The sequence below is a fragment of the Lachnotalea sp. AF33-28 genome (assembly GCF_003477885.1).
Classification (GTDB): Bacteria; Bacillota; Clostridia; order Lachnospirales; family Lachnospiraceae; genus AF33-28.
Genome location: NZ_QUEE01000013.1, coordinates 98,366 through 119,980, shown reverse-complemented (window position 1 = coordinate 119,980; position 21,615 = coordinate 98,366). Strand labels below are relative to the sequence as shown.

Below are 21,615 nucleotides of genomic sequence, written 5' to 3'. Positions count from 1 at the left end.
ATTTTAAACTGTTTTGAGGTCTGTGTCAAGTACGTCCTTCCATATCTGCACCGGAAGAGCAATAAATTTTTCATGAGAGCTCACGTTTCCATGAAAAAACATGTCTCCCATGATATGTTTTTACTTACTTTCTTCCGCTGAAACGGGGGCCGCGATGGCCGGATCGTTGGGGAGCCCGTACTGGTCGCGCACCTTGCGCTCAATCTCCGCCATCAGTTCCGGGTTGTCGCGCAGGTACAGCTTTGCATTTTCACGGCCCTGTCCAATCTTTTCTTTATTGTACGCATACCATGCGCCGCTCTTTTCCACGATATTTTCCTTAGCCGCCAGGTCCAGGATATCCCCTTCCTTGGAAATCCCCTTTCCAAACATGATATCAAACTCGGCCTCCTTGAAGGGCGGCGCGATTTTGTTCTTCACAACCTTGATCCTGGTCCGGTTGCCGATGATTTCTCCGCCCTGCTTTAATGCCTCAATCCTGCGAACATCCAGACGGATGGAGGAATAGAACTTCAGCGCACGGCCGCCGGTGGTGGTCTCCGGATTGCCGAACATAACTCCGACCTTTTCACGCAGCTGATTGATAAAAATAATGGTACAGTTGGACTTGCTGACGATAGCAGTCAGTTTTCTTAACGCCTGAGACATAAGCCTCGCCTGGAGACCCACATGGGAATCTCCCATCTCGCCGTCAATCTCGGCCTTGGGCACAAGCGCCGCGACGGAGTCAATGATCACGATATCCACAGCTCCGGAACGGACCATGGTCTCCGCGATCTCCAGGGCCTGCTCACCGTTGTCCGGCTGAGATATGTATAAATTGTCAATATCCACCCCGATGTTCTTAGCGTATACCGGGTCCAGAGCATGCTCGGCATCGATGAACCCGGCAATGCCGTCCCGTTTCTGCACCTCCGCTACCATGTGCAGGGCCACGGTTGTCTTACCGCTGGACTCAGGACCGTAGATCTCCACAATTCTTCCCCTGGGAACGCCTCCCAGTCCCAGAGCGATGTCCAGGCTTAGAGAACCGGTGGGAACAGTCTCTATATTCATATTGGCGCCGGAATCCCCCAGCTTCATGACAGAACCTTTGCCATATGCTTTCTCTATCTGTGATAATGCAGCATCCAGTGCTTTCAGTTTTTCTTCTTTTACCATAACCTTTCCTCCATGCATCGTGAACAAATGTTCGTTTATATGTTATATAGTACTATTGAATAAGGGAAATGTCAACAGGAATTTCTAATCGTCAAAAGGGGGTTTGTAAATCGGGAAATTAAGAATTGCTGCTTTAAATAAATGACCGTTGAAAGTAGATAAGCTGTTCTGCCAGACATGCCTATTATAGCATACAGGCAGCGCTTGCACAAGAAGGATTTTCGTTTACGGCATCCAGGCAGCGCCCACAGCATTGCTGTCACAGCAGCCGTAAACTTCCCGCACATGACAGGCGAGAGCATGCGCCTCATTAAGACACGCTCTCGCTCCGTGAAGCGCGCTGCCCTGTTATATATGCATATCTCTTAATAGATTCCTGCCGCCAGGCGCTTCAGATCCTCTGCCCAGGATTTTTGTACAGCGCTTCCGTTACTCTGCATCTCCTGAATCAGGTCATAGAAAACGGCCAGCGTATCCGCCGCGGACATATGGGGAGACTGCCCGGCAAAGGTATCGGAATACTTCAGCAGCATCCAGTGGCAGGGATTCTCTCTTAAGATAAAAATTTTCGCCGTATCGTCCCACAGATACTTTACAGGCACCGTCTGTTTAAGCACAACAGGATATGCATCTGAACCCTCTTCCGGGGCTCCGTAATAGGTACAGGAAAACTCCAGGTTCAGCACCTGGTTTTCATCTTCTTCTGTGAAAGTATATACGCCCGTCATATCATAGATGAGGCCGGACATATCGCCGCTGTCCATGTCTTCGCTCACATAGGACAGGACTGTCTTATTGCTGTTGATATGATACCACATCTCCTCGCAGGTATAGATGCCCGTTCCTTCTCCGACCACACTGGTTATCTTGAGAAAATCTTCCGAAAGTCCCGGCATCTTCACCAGTTCCACAGCCCGGTCCACTGCATCCAGCTTTCCGCAGAAAATCACATCCCGCAGCTGCCAGCCTCCATCGTCCGTAAAAAGGAAACAGAACCCCTCTGCATAACTCAGCGTGACCACTTCGTAACGGATCTCTCCTCCGTCCGTCCCTGTGTAAGCGCCGGTATAACAATAGGCTTCATCATAAAACAGTACGCCGTCATTGATCTCGGACTGAGCCTTTAAACGGTATGCGAAATAGGACTCCCCGTAATAGTCCAGCAAACCTGCGATCCGATCGATTCCAACCTCGCCGTCTTTCATCTCCTGCCCGAGAAAGCCGCGAAAATCTGAAGCGCTTAACATGCCATCCGCATCTTCATAGTCAAATTCCGGCACCGCTGCCTGTGTCCCATGGTTACTGACCTGAAGCGTCTGGCTTTCCCCGGTGCTAAAGTCATTTGGCTGTCCGGTTTCTGCCCCGCATGCAGATAACGACAAAACAGCCACACAAAGCGGCAACGCAAGTGATACTCTATTCAATTTTCTATATTTCATGGATTAACACCCTTATACTCTATATTAAACATGGAGCGGCCGTTCTGCCGCTTTGTCATTTGCCAGGTTACGTGCATCCGTTCCTCTTGCTGGTGTATGTCTCGGGAAGCGGACTAGTCACACTATGTTTAATATAATAGCATAGTTTTGGGTCAATATGTTTACCACTTTCTTACAGAATTATTGCAAAGTATTACGTTTTTTTAACATCACGTCGTTTTGCCTCCGATCAGTCCGGCGCCATTTCAGAAAACAGGATTTTCAAACAGCCTTCCTCGTATTTTGCGCTCTCAATCTCTCTGTTCTGCAGCTTTTTAGGAAGCATCAGATTGCGGTGCTGGTTTTTTACGGATATATGCAGTTCATCCCCCCTCTGCTCCAGTTCAAACTCCTGCCTGCTGGCAAAGGGCAGTGTAACATACAGGCAGTATCTATCCTCTTCCCTGCGCAGTGCGAAGACCGTGTCCTGAAACAGGATAGCGGACGGATCCGTATTGGCATACAGCTGTTTCGCAGCATCTTTCAGTTTATTCAACGTTCGAAGCTCTGACTTCATGTACTCCAGATGAAATACCGGAATTTCTCCAAAGCTGCCGTGTATATCCTTCAGGCTCTCCCGCTGGCATTCCATCCAGCGGTTGAAATAGCCATCCAGCGAGGCCTGCGGATATATTTTATTAACAATCACCGCGTCCACATTATAATCATACAGATGGAGGTACGAAAAATTCCGTTTGGCTTCTTTTACAACAATTCTTTCAGGAGTGGTCACAATGCGGACGCTGACTTCCTCTTTCCTGCACAAAAGCCGGCGCAGCTCTCCCAGTCTCCCATAGAGGTTTTCCACTTCATTGAAGGTTTCCTCTCCTGGCATGGGAATCCCCGTTGTCTTTTCCACCAACGGTCCTGCCACCTTAACCGCGGCGCGTTTGATGCCGAACAGATGCTCCATCCACCATCCGAGCATTTCCGGAAATTTCAGCAGCGACATGGTTTCACCCGTGGGCGCGCAGTCCACAATCAACACATCATACCGGTTTTCCTCATAAATTTCTTTGATCTTCAACAGCGAAAACAGTTCTTCAAAACCGGGAAATACCAGCAGTTCTTCCGCTTCCAGGCCATCCTCTGATTTTGCCGTGAGCAGGCGTTTTAAATAATCCCGGAGATTTCCCCAGGCCTTCTCATTTTCCTCCACCGCATCGATCTCCATCGCATACAGGCGTTCCGCCACATGAACGGGCTCTGCGGCCAGCTTCATGTCAAAGGAATCTCCCAGACTGTGGGCCTGGTCCGTGCTGGCGATCAGCACCGTTTTTCCTTCCTCCGCAATGCGGCAGGCTGTGGCCGCTGCAACGCTGGTCTTGCCTACTCCACCCTTTCCCGTATATAATATCACTCTCATATATGCTCCAATCCGCACCGTTTTCGGTGCCTCCGATACCGGGCGGTTACATTATATCCACTTTCCTGGTATGCGTCCTCTTTTCTTCCTGCCTTGCTTCTGTTTTGCTGTCCGCTGTGCCGGATGTGCTGCCCGTCCTTTCCCGCTCTTGTCTGCCGGTGTCCCATATGCAATGCCAAACCACATCCGCAAGCTCTTTTTCCGTCTTTTCCAATGTGCTTTTCATACCCTCCGGCATCAGTTCCTTTAAAGCCTCATATTCCAAGGCCTTTGCCCGGATCATCTTTATCAAAAAACGCTGATTCATCTTACCTCCTGTCCCGCCGAATCCTCCGATCACTGCACGCAGTCTCTTTGACCCACAGGCCGGCTTTACCGTCATTGTGCCCAATTCCTGCTAAACCCTATGGCCAGCCGCCCATTTTCCAGCCTGGCCGAATCCACCTGGCAGCGCGCCAGTGTGTCCGGCAGCGGTATACTGCGTTTAAAATTGCCTATGCGCAGAATCATATCGCTTTTTGACTGATACAGCTCAATTTCCTCTTTTTTCGCACATGGCAGACAGACTGTGAGGACATATCCCTCCTTTGTCTTCTCAAATACTTCATTGGAGGCGCTGCATCTGACTTCAAACAGTTCATCATCCGTCAGACAGTCACCGGCAATCCGGTCCAGGCCTTCCGTTCCGTTTAAATCCAGGTCATACCACGGTATACGGCAAACCGGCATCTCTGCAAATACACTTTCCAGCTCCTTTATATAATCCGACTGAAGCCGTATCCATTCATCAAAAAAATCATTTCCCAAATCTTCCAGAAGCACCCGGTTGATATAGAGGCCATCCACATTGAAATTGTAAAGATTCAGATACATATAACTGCGCTTGGTCTCCTCCACCACCATTTTCTCCGGCATGGCGACCAGGCGTATGCTGCAGATATCCCGGTCCTTCAGCAGGCTCTCTAATTCAGCCAGCTTCAGATACAACCGCTCAATATCGTTCATTGCCTGCGCATCCGGCAGCTCCAGCTTAAATAACTGGCGTGAAACCGGACGCAGCACCTTCATCGCCACTTTACCCAGAGGAAACAGCTTTTCCATATACCACGACAGAAGCTCCGGAAACTTCAGGAGGGAAAGCGTCTCCCCGGTGGGCGCGCAGTCCACGATGATCATCTCATATTCCCCGCCCCTGTAAATCTCCTGGATACGGATCAGGGAAAACAGTTCTTCAATTCCCGGGAACATAGCCAGATCGTCAAATGCCTCCAGATTCTGTGATGCCGTGCCGGTCACCAGGTTTTTTACGGCATTCATGATGCTCCCATAGTGCCGGTTCATCTCATAGTCCGGATCTATCTCCAGAGCATACAGATTGGGGGCTGTCTCCTTAGGTTCTCTCCCCAGCTCCTGTTCGAAAAGATCACAGAGATTATGCGCCATATCCGTGCTGACAATCAGCGTCTTCATCCCCTTAGCCGCGGCTTTTCTGGCATGGGCCGCAGCCACAGTGGATTTCCCCACGCCTCCTTTACCGGTGAATATAATCATTCTGTCCATACTGCCTCTTTTCTGCGCCGTTTTCTGCGCGATTTACATTCTGTCCTTTCAAGTTCATGTTTCGAACTATTCTTCTTTCGAATAGTTCTTTGTCCGAAGTATTTGTTTGAAAAAGAATCCCGCAGGCGGGATTCCTTCTCATTCCACGATAATCCGTTTCACTTTCTTTTCCTCATGCCGAATATCCTGCTCTCTGCCGGCATCCTGTTCCAGCACGCCAAACACCTTATCGATGATCTGAAGCGCGATCCTGCGCTCCTCTTTTGTCAGGATATTCATGATCTGCTGATAATACCCGGACAGCTCCGTCATCTCCCGTATCATAAACTCTCTTCCGGTCTCTGTCAGGCTGATCGTCACAACTCTTTTATCAAAAGAATTGCGCTCACGGATCACCAGCCCCTTCTTCTCCAGACGGCCGATCACCCCTGTGGCGGTGTTGAGCGGCACGGACATGTAATCAGCAACTTCTGTCATATTGACATGTCCCCTGCGGTAAATAAGCAGCAGTGCAAATATCTCGTTTTTGGAATAATCCAGAAACACATTATTCCACTGATCAGGGAAAAACAGAAACTTACATTTATCGATATAAGTGAACAACAGGGATTCTATGGAGGACATGCTTTCCTGCATGAATCCACACCCCTTTCAATTACTTCTTACTCCGAACTATATTTTTATTCTATCTCCGAACTATTTATTTGTCAAGCAAAACATGATAAAAAAGAATCCCGCTCGCGGGATTCTCCGCCTGCGGCGGGTCGCCTTGGCGACATAATACCTTCCCGCCGCAGTGCGATCCTACGCGGAGCGTTTTTTGTTCAATAGGTCGTATTTTCCTATTGAATGAAAAAATCCCGGGGCTTGCCTCAAAGCCCCAGGATCTCCTGTACAATGTCTTTCATTTTGTCCCTTGCACAAATCCGGTCATGCAGGACAGGTGCGGTCCTTAACTGCCGGACAGCCTCCGGCACAGGAACCCCCGACAGCCTGCTTAACACTTCGACCAGTTCAAAATCGTCCTCTGATCCATACTTGGAATCAATGGCGGCCAGCACGCTGCGCGTAAACTTATAAGGACTCGCGGTGGATGCGATCACGGTCTTTGCCGTATCCTGGGTATCCTGCCTGTATTTCTCATATACCATCCTCGCCACAGCGGTATGGGTGTCTATGATATATCCGCATTCTTCATAGAGCGTCCGGATGCTGCGGGCAGTTTCTTCTTCATCCGCAAAGTTTCCGTAAAAGTCTTCCAGGCCTTTTCTCATCTCCGCCGTAATCTCATACTGGCCGTTTGCGGAAAGCGCCTTCATAAACGCGGCATTTTTAACAGCATCATCACCGCAGAGACGGTAGATCAGCCGTTCCAGATTGCTGGAGATCAAAATATCCATGGACGGGGAACTTGTCAGTTTGAACTCTCTGTTCCTGTCATAGGCTCCGGTGGAGAAGAAATCATACAGCACTTTATTTTCATTGGATGCGCAGATCAGCTTGTGTATGGGCACACCCATATTTTTGGCATAATAGGCAGCCAGTATGTTTCCGAAATTGCCCGTGGGAACCGTTACGTTGATCGGATCTCCCTCTTTGATGGCGCCGTCCTTTAAGAGCCTGGCATAGGCGTAAACATAATAAACGATCTGCGGCACCAGCCGGCCGATATTGATCGAATTGGCAGATGAAAACTGAAATCCTGAAACGGACAGTTCCTCTGCCAGGGCCTTATCGTTAAAGATCTCCTTCACACCGTTCTGCGCATCATCGAAATTGCCGTCGATGCCCACCACATATGTATTGGCCCCCTTTTGCGTCACCATCTGCTGTTTCTGGATCGGGCTCACGCCGTCTTTGGGATAAAATACGATAATCCGGGTTCCCGGCACATCGGCAAAGCCAGCCAGCGCCGCCTTGCCGGTATCACCGCTGGTTGCGGTAAGAATGACGATCTCATTGTCAACGCCGTTCTTCTTCGCCGAAGTGGTCATTAGATACGGCAGTATGGAGAGCGCCATATCCTTAAACGCGATGGTGGAGCCATGGAACAGCTCCAGATAACAAGCGTTTCCGGCTTCATGCAGAACAGCGATATCCTCATCATCAAATTTATCGTCATATGCATGGCTGATACAGTATTTCAGCTCTTCTTCCGTATAATCGGTTAAGAACAGCTTCATCACCTCATAGGCCGTTTCCTGATAGCTCATGCCCTTTAATGTGTCCATATCCGCTTCCAGTTTCGGAATCCTCTCCGGTACAAACAGGCCTCCGTCCCCGGCAAGCCCCCGAAGGATTGCCAAAGATGCGGTTACTAAAGTTTGATCGCCTCTCGTGCTTTTGTATAACAGATCTTCCATAACTGCCATTCCCCTTGTCTTTCATTATTCCGGCCTGCCGCCGAATAACTATTTTGATTCATAATAGCATATGTGACGGATTCTGTAAATAATAAATATAGACTGCTGCAATAATAAAAAGTGCTCCCCGGCGTTTAAATCCGCCAGAGAGCGCTGATTTGAAACTATTTTGTTGTAAAGAATTCATGCCCATCATGTTCGAACAGAAATTTCAGCTTCCGGTCAAACCATTTCATACTGTTTGGATTGGACTTGGAGCGGGCGGAAAAAAACAGCGCGCCTTCCGAATAATCCTCACCATACAATGCAGCTTCCACCGCCTCGTATGTTTCCTCCGATACCGTCACCCGACGTATACTGCCGCTTTTTACGGGTGAAAACTGATAAGTACTGCCGCTTCTTTGATAGATCACTTCTTTTATGGTATCGGGAAAGCTTTCGTTGCGCACACGGTTTAACACCACATTTGCCACCAGCACCTTCCCTTTATAATCACAGATACCCGCTTCGGCCTCCACAATGCGTAAAAGCGCCTCATAATCCTCGTCCGAGTAATCCACTACTGGCTCCTTAGGCAGGGAATCATATACATCCTGAACCACTTTCTGCCCAATCATCTCCCGTGTTTCTTGTCCAACTTCCTCTGAAGGTTCCATTTGTATTTCTGCTTTTGTTTCGGGTTCAGTTTCTTCAATCATGATCGAAACAGGTTCTTCCGGCAATTCATGGGGACCATGCTCCGTACCGGCTGTCTCTGCATTTGCCGCATAGACGACATTCTTGCCGCTTCCTCCGAAATCCTTTGCACCGAGTGACACGACGGCCACCACCAGCGTCCCGGCTGTCAGAATTACCGCATTGCGGTAGCATTTTTTAGGCACCGCTCTGCTGCGGAAACAGCTGATCATGTTCTGAAGAAATGAATGAAGTCTTAGCATAACATACTCCTTTTCCATTCTTCATATTTGTTATGAATGACAATGATTGCGGATTTTGTTTGCTGTATGCCCACGGATTTTTGGGCCAGCAGGTCATTTTTTGTAACAATTATATTAATATTATTACACGAATATTACGACCTATTCATAACATCGATACAATATACAGGAAAAACTGGCAAATGTCAACCATTTTTTTTAACAGGAAGTTTTCCGGCGCGAATCCCATCGCTGTTTTCATGCATTTTACCTGACTACATCCAGAAAAGAAGCGCCCAGAAATTCTGACAGTTTTTCCGGATCGATCACGATCTGGCCGCCGCGCACGCCGGCGCTGATGCTGATAGTATCAAATAAAACCGCAGTTTCTTCGATGGTTACCGGGTACTCTTTTTTCATTCCGATGGGGGAACAGCCCCCCCGTATATAGCCGGTCAGATTTAGCAGCTCCTTAACATGTACCAGCTCCACCTTTTTATTATCGGTGACGGCAGCCGCTTTTTTTAAATCCAGCTCTTCCCGCACCGGAATGCAGAATACATGGATTCCGTTTTTATCCCCACGGGCCACAAGCGTTTTAAATACACTGTCCGGATCCAATCCCAGCTGCTTTGCCACATGTTCACCGCTTAAATCATGTTCATCCACTTCGTACTCCCTGGTACTGTACGGTATCTGCGCCTGATCCAAAAGGCGCATCGCATTTGTCTTAATCATATCTTCCTCCCGACATCATAACAAATTTCGCATATATTGACAGCAAAACGCAAAAATGGTACAATTCAGACACTATGAATACATTCTTCCAATATGAAATAAACGACAGCGCCGATGGACTGACCGTAGGCGCTTATTTACATGGACAGGGCTATTCGGAAAATCTTTTGAAAAAGCTGAAAAAAGCTGAGGCAGGCCTCACTGTAAATAATCAGCGGGTTTTCACAAATTATACGCTGTCATCCGGTGATATTCTGTGCACTAATATAATAGAAGAAACAGCTTCGGAAACCATCGTCCCCACCCCCATGGACATTCCGATCGTCTACGAAGACAGGGATATCCTGATCATAAACAAACCGTCCGGGCTGGCCATCCATCCGTCACCCGGCAATTATACGAATACTCTGGCAAATGCGATGGCCGCCTATTTTCAGACAAAAAACGAGCCGTTCGTCTACCGCTGCATCAACCGCCTGGACAGAGATACCACCGGGCTGCTGATTCTCGCCCGCCATGCCTTAAGCGCCTGTATCCTCTCCGAAAGGATCCGAAGCCGCAGCATCACCCGAACCTATCTGGGCATCGCTGACGGCCTCCTTCCGGAATCAGGCGTGATCGATCAGCCGATTGCCCGTGCGGCAGGCTCCATCATAGAGCGGGAAATCAACGAAGAGACCGGGGAGCCTGCCAGAACGCACTATCAGCGCCTGGCTTACCGGGACGGCTGTTCCCTGGCCATGATCCGGCTTGAGACGGGCCGGACACATCAGATCCGCGTGCATATGAAGTCCATCGGCCATCCGCTGTTGGGCGATTTCATCTACCATCCGGACTGCCGCAGGATCTCAAGGCAGGCGCTGCATTCCTTCGCTCTGGATTTTTTACACCCCATAACAGGCCGCCCGATGCATTTTGACGTTCCGATGCCTCCGGATATGGCATCCCTATTTCCCGCTGAAGATCCGCGCCGCTATAACTGGCAGGGGTAAACTCTCATGCTTCCTCTTCTAGTTTCCGCACGGTTGCCTTTTCAATCCTGCGGTCCGTCACCTGATCCACATGGATATGTAACCCGCAGACTTCCACATCCAGCGCCGTACCGTCCTTGGGAATCGTATGCAGACAGCTGAACACCATTCCTCCCAGCGTCTCATAATCCAGATCCTCCGGCAGCTTCACATCCAGCTCTTCTGCGATGTCTTCCACACCGGCCGTGCCGGAGATCTGCCAGAGATTCTCTCCCAGCTTTATGATATTCGCAGGCTCGGCACGGTCAAATTCATCATAGATGTTACCCACAATTTCCTCAAGCAAATCTTCCATGGTAACCAGGCCGCTGGTTTCCCCATATTCGTCCACCACAATAGCGATATGCACCTTTTTCTTCTGCATATCCTTGAACAGCTGTGAGGCAGGTACGGTCTCCGGCACAAAGTATGCCGGACGCATCAGTTCCTCCACCATTTCGGGGTGACTTTCCTTCTGGTTTAAAAGGAAATCGCGGGCATTTAAAATTCCCCGTATATCGTCTATATTTCTTCCATAAACAGGGAAACGCGACAAACCGCTTTCCCTAATGATATTCCGAACGGTTTCCACATCCGCAGAAACCGGGATTCCAACGATATCCGGCTGGTGCGTCATCACATCCCTGGCATCGCTGTCCCCAAATTCGAATACATTCTCAATCCATTCCTTTTCATCGCTGTCTATGGTGCCTTTTTCTTCCCCCAAATCCACCATCATGCGGATTTCCTCTTCTGTAACCGTCTCTTCCTCCGCTGCGGTTTTCATGCGCAGAAGCTTTAAGACAGCATTGGTAGAAAAGGACAGAAATGTGACCACAGGGCGCATCACCACCGCTACGGCGGATACCACGCCACAGGAAATCCTGGCCACTTTCATCGGCTTTTGCATGGCAATTCTCTTAGGTACCAGCTCACCGAATACCAGAGTAAAATAGGACAGGATCAGAGTGATCACTATTACGGACAGCGTATCCAGAACCGAAAGCGGTATCCCATGGAACCCGATGCCGTTATAGATCCAGTTTACCAGATATTCCGAAAAGTTGTCGGCAGCAAATGCACTTCCTAAAAAGCCGGCCAGTGTGATGCCGATCTGTATTGTGGAGAGGAAGCCAGCCGGCTCCTCCACCAGCTTAACCAGCTTTTCTGCCGTTTTATCGCCTTCCTCTGACATTCTTTTCAGTTTTGTTGTATTCAGGGAAATCACAGCGATTTCCGTCGCCGCAAAAAACGCATTCAGCATAATTAAAATCACCTGCAAGAGCAGCTGTTGTGGTATTGAATTCAAAATATGTTCTCTCCTTTAATCATTTCATTTTTTCAAAGTGACATGTCTTTTTACGTTTCACGCATCCGTTTTAACAGCGCATGTGGATCCGGACACGCAAAAAGGCATACCCTGCCGTTGCAAACAACAGCAGGCCATGCCCGGTCCTATCGGTCAGCCTATGTAATGCATATCTGTAATATGCAGATCTTCGGTCAGCGTCGCTGCAGTCAGCGTCGTCCATGTTGATTGTACACAATCCTTTCTCTGATTTTGTTATCAGCCATGTTTATGGCCGCAACCGTGATATAGAGCATATTATAGCGGCAGTCGTCTCTTCTGTCAAGTAGGTACAAAAGCAACTTCTGTAATAATCTGAAATACAGATCATAGAATGCATTTTCCTATTGAATAAAGAACCTTGAATGAGATTTTTCCCGTTCAAGGTTCCTGTCTTTTGCATATTCCTGTTTTGCAGATTATTTCTTGAGCAGCAGGCTCTTTCCTGTCATCTCTTTGGGCTGTTCCATGCCCATCATCTCGATCAGCGTCGGCGCGATATCCGCCAGGCATCCGCCCTCGCGAAGGGTATAGGCGGGATCGTAGTTAACCAGTAAAAACGGCACCGGATTGGTGGTATGAGCCGTAAAGCTGCCGCCGTTTACATAGTCAATCAGCTGCTCCGCATTGCCGTGGTCGGCACAGATGAACATCGCTCCGTCCATCTTCTTCACCGCTTCCACCGCTCTGCCCACACAGCTGTCCACGGTCTCTACGGCCTTAATCGCGGCCGCTTCCACGCCGGTATGGCCCACCATGTCGGGATTGGCGAAGTTGATGATGATCACATCGTATTTGCCTCCTGTGATGGCATCCACCAGCTTGTCGCAGACCTGGTTGGCGCTCATCTCAGGCTGCAAATCGTAGGTCGCAACCTTAGGGGAATTGACAAGTATTCTGTCCTCGCCTTCGTTGGGCTCTTCCACGCCGCCGTTGAAGAAAAAGGTGACATGGGCATATTTCTCAGTCTCGGCGATTCTCGCCTGCTTCAACCCGTGGGCGGCCAAGAACTGTCCAAAGGTGTTGTCTATGGAAACCTTGTGGAATGCCACCAGCTTATGGGGGATCGTCACATCGTATTCCGTAAAGCATACATACGTCAGCTCCAGGCGTCTGTCCCTGGCAAATCCGTTGAATTCATCGTCACAGAAGGCCCTGGTGATCTCTCTTGCGCGGTCAGGACGGAAATTGAAGAAGATCACGGAATCTTTATCCCGGACAGTACCCACGGGCGCGCCGTTCTCCTCAATCACAGTGGGGACCACAAATTCGTCATTTACCCCTTCCTTATAGGAATCCCTGATGGCGGTCACACCGCAGGCAGCTTTGCTGCCTTCCCCATGAACGATAGCGTTATAGGCTTTCTCCACCCGGTCCCAGCGGTTGTCGCGGTCCATGGCATAGTAGCGGCCCATCACGGAAGCAACCCTGCCGACACCAAGCTCCTCCATCTTCTTAACCAGCGCTTCCACATAATCCGCTCCGGAAGTGGGCGGCGTATCGCGGCCGTCCAGGAAACAGTGCACATAAACGTCCTTCAGGCCATTTCTTTTGGCCAGCTCAAGCAGGCCGTAGATATGGGTATTATGGCTGTGCACGCCGCCGTCGGAGACCAAACCGAACATATGCAGCGCGGAATTGTTTTTCTTACAGTTTTCCACCGCGGCAAGCAGCGCCTCGTTCTTAAAGAAATCTCCATCCTGGATCTCTTTGGTAATCCTGGTCAGTTCCTGATATACGATGCGGCCGGCGCCCATATTCAGATGCCCTACTTCGGAGTTGCCCATCTGGCCCTCCGGCAGGCCTACCGCCATACCGCTGGCATTGCCTTTTACAAACGGGCATTCCGCCATCAGCCGGTCTATAACGGGTGTCTTCGCTTCCGCAACCGCGTTGCCCTCCACCTTGTCATTCAGGCCGTATCCGTCCAAAATCATCAGTACAATTGGTTTCTGTCTGCTCATTTTATTCCTCGCTTCCTATTTCAATGCCACCAGCCTGCAGCTGATGGCCCCGCGCACTTTTGTGCGCTTTCTCCCTCACAATTCAGGGCAGCCTTATGTGTTAAAAGACTGCCCTGGCGCTTTTATCTGTTATAGTTTACAATCTTTCCAAAGTCCGGCTTCAAAGAGGCTCCGCCTACCAGTCCGCCGTCGATATCCGGCTGTGCGAACAGCTCCGGCGCACTTGCGGCAGATACGCTTCCGCCGTACTGGATGCGGATAGCTTCTGCAGTCGCTTCATCATAGATTTCACCGATGCATACACGGATCGCCGCACACACTTCCTGTGCCTGCTCCGTTGTAGCCACTTTCCCTGTTCCGATGGCCCAGATCGGCTCATAAGCGATCACCGCGGTCTTCGCCTGATCAGCGGTCACATTGAGGAATGCGATCTTGATCTGCTGACGGATCCAGTCAATGGTGATGCCCTGTTCTCTCTGAGTCAGGGATTCGCCGCAGCAGATGATCGGGGTAAGGCCATGCTCAAATGCCTTCAGCACCTTCTTATTGACCGTCTCATCGGATTCCGCGAAGTATTCTCTTCTTTCAGAATGCCCGATAATCACATATTTTACTCCCACATCGGTCAGCATGTTCGGAGCGATCTCGCCTGTGTAAGCGCCGCTCTCCTGAAAATACATGTTCTCCGCGCCGATCTCAATGTTGCTGCCCTTTGCAGCCTCTATACAGGGAATAATATCAATGGCCGGAACGCAGAATACCACATCCACATCCTCGTTGGCCACTAACGGCTTTAACTCATTCACCAGAGCAACCGCCTCGCTGGGAGTTTTATTCATTTTCCAGTTGCCCGCTATAATCTTCTTACGCATACTCTTCCTCTTTCCGTCAATAAATTAACTTTATCTGATTATTTATCATTTGCCGCAACTACGCCGGGCAGTTCCTTGCCTTCCAAAAACTCAAGAGAAGCGCCGCCGCCGGTGGAGATATGGGTCATCTTATCGCCGAAGCCCAGGATATTCACAGCCGCTGCGGAATCACCTCCGCCGATGATCGTGGTCGCATCCAGATCCGCCAGAGCCTTAGCAACCGCAATGGTGCCTGCCGCAAAATTGGACATCTCAAATACGCCCATCGGTCCGTTCCATACAACGGTCTTGGCATCTTTTAAAGCATCCGCATACAGCGCCTGAGTCTTAGGTCCGATATCCAGTCCCATCTCGTCGGGAGCCAGGTCGCCTTCTACCACGCGGAAAGGAGCATCGTTGCTGAATTCTTTTGCAGCAACTGTGTCAACAGGCAGCAGCAGTTTCACGCCTTTTGTCTTTGCCTTCTCGACCATCTCTTTAGCATATTCCAGATAATCGTCCTCTACGAGAGACTTGCCGATTTCCTCGCCCTGCGCCTTGGCAAAGGTATAGCACATGCCTCCGCCGATGATCAGGGTGTCCACCTTATCCAGCAGATTATTGATAACGGAAATCTTGGAGGATACCTTGGAGCCGCCCAGGATCGCTACAAACGGTCTCACCGGATTGTCCACCGCATTGCCCAGGAAATCGATCTCCTTCTGCATCAGATATCCTACCACAGCTGTGTCCACGAACTCTGTCACGCCTACGTTGGAGCAATGAGCCCTGTGAGCCGTGCCAAACGCGTCATTTACAAATACATCGCACAGAGAAGCCAGCTCTTTGCTGAAGGCCTCGCCGTTCTTAGTCTCTTCCGCTCTGTAACGGGTGTTCTCAAGAAGGATGATATCCCCGTCCTTCATAGCCTCTGCCGCAGCCTTCGCATTGGGGCCGACAACTTCGGGATCAGCAGCAAATTTCACTTCCTGGCCCAGCAGCTCGGACAGACGTGCAGCAACCGGCGCTAAGGATAATTCCGGCTTGGGTTCTCCCTTCGGCTTGCCTAAGTGGGAGCAGAGAATCACTCTGCCGCCGTCAGCGACTAATTTCTTGATGGTGGGCAGCGCGGCTACCAGGCGGTTTTCATCCGTGATCTTTCCATCCTGCAGCGGAACGTTGAAATCGCAGCGCACCAGAACTCTTTTGCCTTTTACATTAATATCGTCTACAGATTTTTTATTTAACATAGCCAAATCTCCTTATATGATTGAAGTATTTTCTGAAATTACGTAAAAACCAAAAACAGGGCCCGGTCCAAAGACCGGACCCTAAAGGTCAAAGATTAAGCAAGCTCAGCGAAGTATTTGATTGTTCTAACCATCTGGCTTGTGTAAGAGTTCTCATTGTCGTACCAGCTTACAACCTTTACTAAAGTTGTGCCGTCACCCATATCCATGCACTTTGTCTGAGTAGCATCAAATAAAGAACCAAAGGTAATGCCGATGATATCAGAAGATACCAGTTCTTCTTCGGTATATCCGAAGGATTCGCTCGCTGCTGCTTTCATAGCCGCATTCACTTCATCCGCAGATACTTTGCCGTCGCAGATCGCTACAAGCTGTGTTAAAGAGCCGGTCGGAACCGGAACACGCTGTGCACAGCCATCCAGAACGCCGTTTAATTCAGGGATAACCAGGCCGATCGCTTTTGCAGCGCCGGTGGAGTTGGGAACGATATTTACAGCTGCCGCGCGGGCTCTTCTTAAATCGCCCTTTCTCTGAGGTCCGTCCAGAGTCATCTGATCACCTGTGTAAGCATGAATGGTGGTCATATATCCCTTTTTGATCTTGCAGAGATTGTTTAAGGTATTTGCCATAGGAGCCAGGCAGTTTGTTGTACAGGATGCTGCGGAAATGATGGTGTCATCCTTTGTCAGGGTGTTCTCATTTACGCTGTAAACAACGGTAGGAAGATCATTTCCTGCAGGTGCGGAAATAACAACCTTCTTAGCGCCGGCTTTGATATGAGCTTCGGATTTTGCTTTGGAAGTAAAGAAGCCTGTACACTCCAGAACAACGTCTACTCCCAGCTCGCCCCAAGGCAGCTCTTCCGGATTAGCCTTTGCGTAGATCTTGATTTCTTTTCCATCTACAGTGATGGAGTCTTCGCCAGCTGTTACTTTATCTGCTAATGCATATCTGCCCTGTGCGCTGTCGTATTTTAACAGATGAGCTAACATTTTAGGGCTTGTCAGATCGTTGATTGCAACTACTTCGTAGCCTTCAGCTCCAAACATCTGTCTGAATGCCAGACGTCCGATACGTCCAAATCCATTGATCGCAACTTTTACTGCCATTTTCAATTCCTCCTAGAATGAAATTTATATATTTGATGATTGTTAAATTAACATCAACCCAGAATTATAATACCTAATTTGTCCAGAAATAGCAAGTGTTTTTTCGCAATTTCATAAAGCTTTTACATTTCGTGGTTACTGTTCACAGTTACCGAAAAATTCCCGCGTATGAGAGGGCAGGGTATGGTCCTCATTGGGACCCGCTCTCGCTCCGTGAAGCGCGCAGATCGTCACCAACCGCCAGGTTGATGACCTGCGCGCACATCAGTGCGCTTCCTTGTGCGGGCTTCAAGGGATCCCTATGAGGACCATACCCTGCCCTCTCATACGCTGCTTTATCGGCGGCCGTGAACTGTAACTACATTTCGTCCTTCACATAACCTGCGATATTGTAGGCGTGGTCGGAAACGCGTTCCAGATTGCTGATCAGGTCCAGGAATACAACGCCTGAGGAAGGGCTGCACTCGTTTTGTGAGAGGCGTTCAATATGCTTTTCCCGAAGCTCCTCTTCCATATTATCCACCTCGTCCTCATACTGGATCACCTTGCGCACGTATTCCATCTTCATGGTTTTCCTGGATTCGACGGCATTTTCCACGCTCTGGATCACCGCGTCCGATATATCGCGCAGATCCTTAAGCGCCGTATCTGTAAAATGGATGTTATGTTCCACGATATATTGAGCCAGCTCACCGATATTTTCGGAATGGTCCCCGATCCGTTCCATATCGTTGATCGTATAGAACAGATTGTTGATCACGCCGTTCTGCTGCTCATTCAGCGACAGGTTGCTGACCTTGACCAGGAAACCGGTCAGCACAGTATTGATCTTATCGATCATGGCCTCGGTTTCAAATACGCGCTCTATCTCATCCCGATCGCCCGAGAACACCGCTCCGACGGCGCGTTTGGCATTGCCTAAAGCGATCTCTCCCATGTTGACCACTTCCTGGGAAACGGTTTCCACAGCGAAAGAAGGAGACTCCAGAATACGCTTGTCCAGATGGCGGTTGATGTCCTCCTCCAGCAAGGTGAGGTCTTCGCTCTCCGCCGTAATCGGGATCTGGGGCTGTTCGCCGCCGTCATGGATAAAGACGCCGGACAGTTTCACCAGCTGATTGGCAAACGGGAACAGCAGCACGGTATTGCTGATATTAAATATAGTATGGAAAATGGAAATCTCCACGCTGTTTATATTGGAAACTGCCATGGCCCTGTTAAAGAAGGTGAAATAGATAAAGATCACGCCTCCAAACAGAAGCGCGCCGATCAGGTTGAAGGACAGATGGACCACCGCCGCCCGCTTCGCCGTTTTGTTGGCGCCCGCGCTGGAGATCAGCGCAGTCACACAGGAACCGATATTCTGTCCGAGCGTTATGTACACAGCCGCGTTGGCCGTCACCACTCCGTTCATGGCCAGCGTCTGCAGGATACCTACAGAAGCCGAAGAACTTTGCAGAAGAGCCGTCACTGCCACGCCCACCAGCATGCCCAGGAGCGGATTGCTGCCCAATGCGGTAAAGGCCTTAGCAAAGATCGGAGCGTCCGTATATGGGGATACCGCCGAAGACATGAAATCCAGGCCGATAAACAAAAGTCCGATACCCACGCAGATTTCGCCCGCCACCTTTTTCTTCTGTGTTTTGGAAAAAAGGAAAATAAAAGCTCCGATACCGATGATGAACGGGGCGATAAAGGCCGGCTGAAATATGCTGACCGCATCCCCCAACTGGCTCATGGATACGATCCATGCTGTGATCGTCGTGCCGATGTTAGCGCCCATAATCACGCCAACGGCCTGTGACAGACTTAAAATGCCGGCATTTACAAATCCGACCACCATGACGGTGGTGGCGCCGCTGCTCTGGATAATCGCGGTGACCAGCGCTCCCACGCATACCGCCATCAGACGGTTGCTGGTCAGAACACCCAGCAGATGGCTCATCCTGCTTCCTGCGGACTTCTGCATGCCGTCCGCCATGATATTCATGCCGTAGAGAAACATCCCTACGCCGCCTATGAACTGAAATAACATTCCTATGTCGCTTATGGACATGAAAAATTCCTCCTAAACCGTAGTCATACAAAATCATCATAACATAGATCGGAGGAATTTCAAATGCATATTTTACGTTTTTTTGACATTTTTCTTACATTGATAAGTTTGGGTAAAATTTATGTAATTTTTGTGCAAAATGCTATTTTTCTCCTGCCAGCCATTTATTCACCGCGATATTGTATCCGAATTCCGGCGTGCGTTTGAATGTAAAATATCTGGTAGGCGGATCGGCATAGCCAAAAGCGGTCACCACTATGGCTCCATTGTCAAAAAGCTCCTGAAAATAGGCGTCCGCATCCGCCTCTTCATTGACGCCGGCAGCATAGCCTTCCGCATTGGCAAACCACTGCATATCCGGATCGGCAGCCGCGATCTGTTCCTTCATCGCCTTGAGATCATATCTGCAGGTCACAGGGCTCATGGTATAGCCCGGTATGCTGTAGTCGTTTACCGCACACCAGATCGGCGGTGTGAAGGTGTTTTCCACCCCGCAGTATGAAGCATAGGACACGGTATGGGTGAAGATTTTCTCTCTCGGGATGCCGGCCTCCCAGGCAGTTTTGCACAGCAGCTCCGAATAATCGTGAATCACCTGATACAACAGCTCTTTGCGCAGTTCGTCCGCGCTGATCCCCTGTTCGCCGGCTTCTTTATCCAGCCTTTCCTGATCATAGCCAAGGCTGTAAAGAGCGCTGTAGCCGTAGGGCGCCATCTCCCATCCGTACATTTCCCTGCCGTGATAGGGAGGGGAATTTTTATCGATCTTCAGCAGCGGATTGTCGTCCGAATAATCCGGGATATGCGTCTCCCACCCCAGGCAGAGGCCGGCCAGCAGATACTCCCGCCCCTCTTTCTCCCACTGCTTCAGCCTGCTGGCAAGCGGTTCAAGAACCCCCTCCTTCAGCTGCTGCACCACATAGTTCTTAAGCTTATCCGATGCCAGGTTGGGAAATGCCTTAGCCTTCCTCCAATTTCCCCAGTTAAACCAGTACTGCGGCAGTTCCCCGTACTGCATTTCACCCCCATAGCTTTCGCCTTCCTTAGGGAAGGCGATCCATTCGCACATTTCGGGGTCCTCATAGAATTTAACCTCCGCGTTTCCTCCGAACTGGGTCGTGTAGTTATTCACGTCATCCACCTGGAAATACACAGGGATATTTTCCTTCTCCGCCATATCAAGACACGCGCCGACCTGCTCTTTCATCTCCTCCACCGACTGGGTTAACAGCATGGGGCCGGGTACGCCAAAGCCGTACATCCTTCCGGATTCAGGATCATTTTCCCCATAGAGATATTTCATTTCCGGCAGATAACACTCTATCTCCTGATAGACTTTATTTGTATACATCAGAACAATATAACGGTCCAAATCCTTTTCCTCCTGACTGCTGCAGCCTCCTAAGACTGTAAGCGCGGCGAACAGACAGCATAAAAGCCTGCATCCTTTCCCCTGTTTCATTTCATCTCTCCCATGGATACAATCCGATCCATACAGCGGGCAACGAATGCCGGGGCATCCACCTGTTTTGCTACATAGAGCCGGCTGTCCCTTCCGGGCATCTGCCAGTTGTGGTCGGAGAGTTTGATACAGATTCCTCTGGTAAACCGCGCCCGGCTTTCCACACGGTATATCTGCTGCTCAAATTCTAAAACGCTCTCGTCAAACACGCTCCACAGAGCCAGAGGATCATGGAGGCAGACGTTTCCGTCTTTCGTCCACATCCTGCACATCTCCATCAGCATTTGGATACAGGGATGTGTATGGCTGTTCAGCGCCAGCATCCACTTTTTTTCGGGCACACAGTGCAGCGTGACATCGATCCCCACAGCCTTTACGGTCAGCCCTGAACACATGACCATATCCGCCGCTTCCGGATCACACGCGTAGTTATATTCCGTCCAGTTCATATAGTAAGCGCCGCCCATCACATTGATCTGCCGGATTTTTTTCTTCAGGTCCGGCCGGTAGCGCAGCACATCCGCGATATTCGTCAGCGCACCCAGTGTCACAACGGTGACCGGCTCGCTGCTGTTTTCCAGTATGGAGATGATCAGCTCCATCCCCGTGAGTACCGAATAAAGCCCGGTCTCATATTCCGGCCGGTAGGATTTCGGAAGCTCTTCAAAATCCACCGGTTTTCCAAACATCTCCGGATTGGACAGAGGGATGGATGCCCCTGCCGCCACAGGGATATCCGGATGTCCGCCAAGCTCAAGCAGCCTTTTTGCGATCATCGCCCGGGCCCGCGAATTTTTAAATACCGTGGTCACACCCAGAATCTCTATCTCCGGGCTCTGCATCGCAAGGCACAGCGCAAATGCATCATCAATGTCATCCCCTATATCCGTATCTATTATCACCGGTATTCTCTTGCTCATATAAAGTTCCTGTGGCCGCAGCAATCAGCAGCCATCTGCCTTTCTGTTTTCTTCATACTCAA

Annotated in this window: 18 protein-coding genes; 1 reads left to right on the top strand and 17 read right to left on the bottom strand. The window is 49.9% G+C overall.

Translation table 11 applies throughout. The features are described 5' to 3' along the window. Nucleotides 1-120: 120 nt before the first annotated feature. From recA to ybaK, 9 genes are all read right to left on the bottom strand, one after another. A complete protein-coding gene (recA, locus tag DWZ56_RS17015; RefSeq protein WP_118557802.1) occupies nt 121-1,161 on the bottom strand; it encodes a recombinase RecA in 1,041 nt (346 codons plus the stop codon). 365 nt (nt 1,162-1,526) lie between these two features. Next, nucleotides 1,527-2,600 carry a hypothetical protein gene (locus DWZ56_RS17010; RefSeq protein WP_118557801.1) on the bottom strand — a complete coding sequence of 358 codons (1,074 nt, stop codon included), beginning with the start codon at nt 2,598-2,600 and terminating at the stop codon, nt 1,527-1,529. 229 nt (nt 2,601-2,829) lie between these two features. Continuing rightward, on the bottom strand, nt 2,830-4,005 hold the full coding sequence (locus DWZ56_RS17005) for an ArsA family ATPase (protein WP_118557800.1): 1,176 nt from the start codon (nt 4,003-4,005) through the stop codon (nt 2,830-2,832). Nucleotides 4,006-4,051: 46 nt separating this feature from the next. Then, nucleotides 4,052-4,312, bottom strand: a complete 261-nt coding sequence (locus tag DWZ56_RS17000) for a hypothetical protein (protein ID WP_147369445.1) — start codon at nt 4,310-4,312, stop codon at nt 4,052-4,054. Between the two features lie 71 nt (nt 4,313-4,383). Beyond that, nucleotides 4,384-5,565: an ArsA family ATPase gene (locus DWZ56_RS16995; RefSeq protein ID WP_118557798.1), complete on the bottom strand. Its 1,182-nt coding sequence runs from the start codon at nt 5,563-5,565 to the stop codon at nt 4,384-4,386. A gap of 138 nt (nt 5,566-5,703) precedes the next feature. Beyond that, the gene (locus DWZ56_RS16990) at nt 5,704-6,201 is read right to left on the bottom strand and encodes a MarR family winged helix-turn-helix transcriptional regulator (protein WP_118557797.1); all 498 of its coding nucleotides are present in this window, start codon (nt 6,199-6,201) and stop codon (nt 5,704-5,706) included. A gap of 236 nt (nt 6,202-6,437) precedes the next feature. Beyond that, nucleotides 6,438-7,928 carry a threonine synthase gene (gene thrC, locus DWZ56_RS16985; protein ID WP_330424905.1) on the bottom strand — a complete coding sequence of 497 codons (1,491 nt, stop codon included), beginning with the start codon at nt 7,926-7,928 and terminating at the stop codon, nt 6,438-6,440. A 164-nt stretch (nt 7,929-8,092) separates the two neighbouring features. Next, entirely contained in the window at nt 8,093-8,866 is a 774-nt protein-coding gene (locus tag DWZ56_RS16980; protein WP_158584643.1) for a cell wall hydrolase, read from the bottom strand. A 246-nt stretch (nt 8,867-9,112) separates the two neighbouring features. After that, on the bottom strand, nt 9,113-9,583 hold the full coding sequence (ybaK, locus tag DWZ56_RS16975; protein WP_118557794.1) for a Cys-tRNA(Pro) deacylase: 471 nt from the start codon (nt 9,581-9,583) through the stop codon (nt 9,113-9,115). Nucleotides 9,584-9,657: 74 nt separating this feature from the next. On the opposite strand from ybaK, the gene DWZ56_RS16970 reads away from it, so the two are divergent. Beyond that, nucleotides 9,658-10,575, top strand: coding sequence for an RluA family pseudouridine synthase (locus DWZ56_RS16970; RefSeq protein WP_118557793.1), 918 nt, complete (start codon nt 9,658-9,660; stop codon nt 10,573-10,575). Between the two features lie 4 nt (nt 10,576-10,579). Here DWZ56_RS16970 and DWZ56_RS16965 read toward each other — a convergent pair whose 3' ends face one another. From DWZ56_RS16965 to DWZ56_RS16930, 8 genes are all read right to left on the bottom strand, one after another. Then, complete coding sequence (locus tag DWZ56_RS16965; protein WP_118557792.1) at nt 10,580-11,902, bottom strand: hemolysin family protein; 1,323 nt, start codon at nt 11,900-11,902, stop codon at nt 10,580-10,582. Between the two features lie 458 nt (nt 11,903-12,360). Then, a complete protein-coding gene (gene gpmI / locus DWZ56_RS16960; RefSeq protein ID WP_118557791.1) occupies nt 12,361-13,905 on the bottom strand; it encodes a 2,3-bisphosphoglycerate-independent phosphoglycerate mutase in 1,545 nt (514 codons plus the stop codon). Nucleotides 13,906-14,027: 122 nt separating this feature from the next. Further along, on the bottom strand, nt 14,028-14,777 hold the full coding sequence (gene tpiA / locus DWZ56_RS16955) for a triose-phosphate isomerase (protein WP_118557790.1): 750 nt from the start codon (nt 14,775-14,777) through the stop codon (nt 14,028-14,030). A gap of 38 nt (nt 14,778-14,815) precedes the next feature. Continuing rightward, nucleotides 14,816-16,006, bottom strand: coding sequence for a phosphoglycerate kinase (locus DWZ56_RS16950; protein WP_118557789.1), 1,191 nt, complete (start codon nt 16,004-16,006; stop codon nt 14,816-14,818). A gap of 95 nt (nt 16,007-16,101) precedes the next feature. Further along, entirely contained in the window at nt 16,102-17,115 is a 1,014-nt protein-coding gene (gap, locus tag DWZ56_RS16945; protein WP_118557788.1) for a type I glyceraldehyde-3-phosphate dehydrogenase, read from the bottom strand. A gap of 358 nt (nt 17,116-17,473) precedes the next feature. Beyond that, nucleotides 17,474-19,171: a Na/Pi cotransporter family protein gene (locus tag DWZ56_RS16940; protein ID WP_118557787.1), complete on the bottom strand. Its 1,698-nt coding sequence runs from the start codon at nt 19,169-19,171 to the stop codon at nt 17,474-17,476. A gap of 142 nt (nt 19,172-19,313) precedes the next feature. Then, nucleotides 19,314-20,633 (bottom strand): hypothetical protein, encoded by a 1,320-nt coding sequence (locus tag DWZ56_RS16935; protein WP_118557786.1) that lies wholly within the window; start codon nt 20,631-20,633, stop codon nt 19,314-19,316. Further along, on the bottom strand, nt 20,630-21,553 hold the full coding sequence (locus tag DWZ56_RS16930) for a nucleoside hydrolase (RefSeq protein ID WP_118557785.1): 924 nt from the start codon (nt 21,551-21,553) through the stop codon (nt 20,630-20,632). Before DWZ56_RS16930 ends, DWZ56_RS16935 begins: the two co-directional genes overlap by 4 nt. Nucleotides 21,554-21,615: the final 62 nt, after the last annotated feature.

Excerpts from the sequence above, each read along its gene's own strand:
- recA (WP_118557802.1), bottom strand. The coding sequence starts at position 1,161 with ATGGTAAAAGAAGAAAAACTGAAAGCACTGGATGCTGCATTATCACAG.
- DWZ56_RS17010 (WP_118557801.1), bottom strand. The coding sequence starts at position 2,600 with ATGAAATATAGAAAATTGAATAGAGTATCACTTGCGTTGCCGCTTTGT.
- DWZ56_RS17005 (WP_118557800.1), bottom strand. The coding sequence starts at position 4,005 with ATGAGAGTGATATTATATACGGGAAAGGGTGGAGTAGGCAAGACCAGC.
- DWZ56_RS17000 (WP_147369445.1), bottom strand. The coding sequence starts at position 4,312 with ATGAATCAGCGTTTTTTGATAAAGATGATCCGGGCAAAGGCCTTGGAA.
- DWZ56_RS16995 (WP_118557798.1), bottom strand. The coding sequence starts at position 5,565 with ATGGACAGAATGATTATATTCACCGGTAAAGGAGGCGTGGGGAAATCC.
- DWZ56_RS16990 (WP_118557797.1), bottom strand. The coding sequence starts at position 6,201 with ATGCAGGAAAGCATGTCCTCCATAGAATCCCTGTTGTTCACTTATATC.
- thrC (WP_330424905.1), bottom strand. The coding sequence starts at position 7,928 with ATGGAAGATCTGTTATACAAAAGCACGAGAGGCGATCAAACTTTAGTA.
- DWZ56_RS16980 (WP_158584643.1), bottom strand. The coding sequence starts at position 8,866 with ATGCTAAGACTTCATTCATTTCTTCAGAACATGATCAGCTGTTTCCGC.
- ybaK (WP_118557794.1), bottom strand. The coding sequence starts at position 9,583 with ATGATTAAGACAAATGCGATGCGCCTTTTGGATCAGGCGCAGATACCG.
- DWZ56_RS16970 (WP_118557793.1), top strand. The coding sequence starts at position 9,658 with ATGAATACATTCTTCCAATATGAAATAAACGACAGCGCCGATGGACTG.
- gpmI (WP_118557791.1), bottom strand. The coding sequence starts at position 13,905 with ATGAGCAGACAGAAACCAATTGTACTGATGATTTTGGACGGATACGGC.
- tpiA (WP_118557790.1), bottom strand. The coding sequence starts at position 14,777 with ATGCGTAAGAAGATTATAGCGGGCAACTGGAAAATGAATAAAACTCCC.
- DWZ56_RS16950 (WP_118557789.1), bottom strand. The coding sequence starts at position 16,006 with ATGTTAAATAAAAAATCTGTAGACGATATTAATGTAAAAGGCAAAAGA.
- gap (WP_118557788.1), bottom strand. The coding sequence starts at position 17,115 with ATGGCAGTAAAAGTTGCGATCAATGGATTTGGACGTATCGGACGTCTG.
- DWZ56_RS16940 (WP_118557787.1), bottom strand. The coding sequence starts at position 19,171 with ATGTCCATAAGCGACATAGGAATGTTATTTCAGTTCATAGGCGGCGTA.
- DWZ56_RS16935 (WP_118557786.1), bottom strand. The coding sequence starts at position 20,633 with ATGAAACAGGGGAAAGGATGCAGGCTTTTATGCTGTCTGTTCGCCGCG.
- DWZ56_RS16930 (WP_118557785.1), bottom strand. The coding sequence starts at position 21,553 with ATGAGCAAGAGAATACCGGTGATAATAGATACGGATATAGGGGATGAC.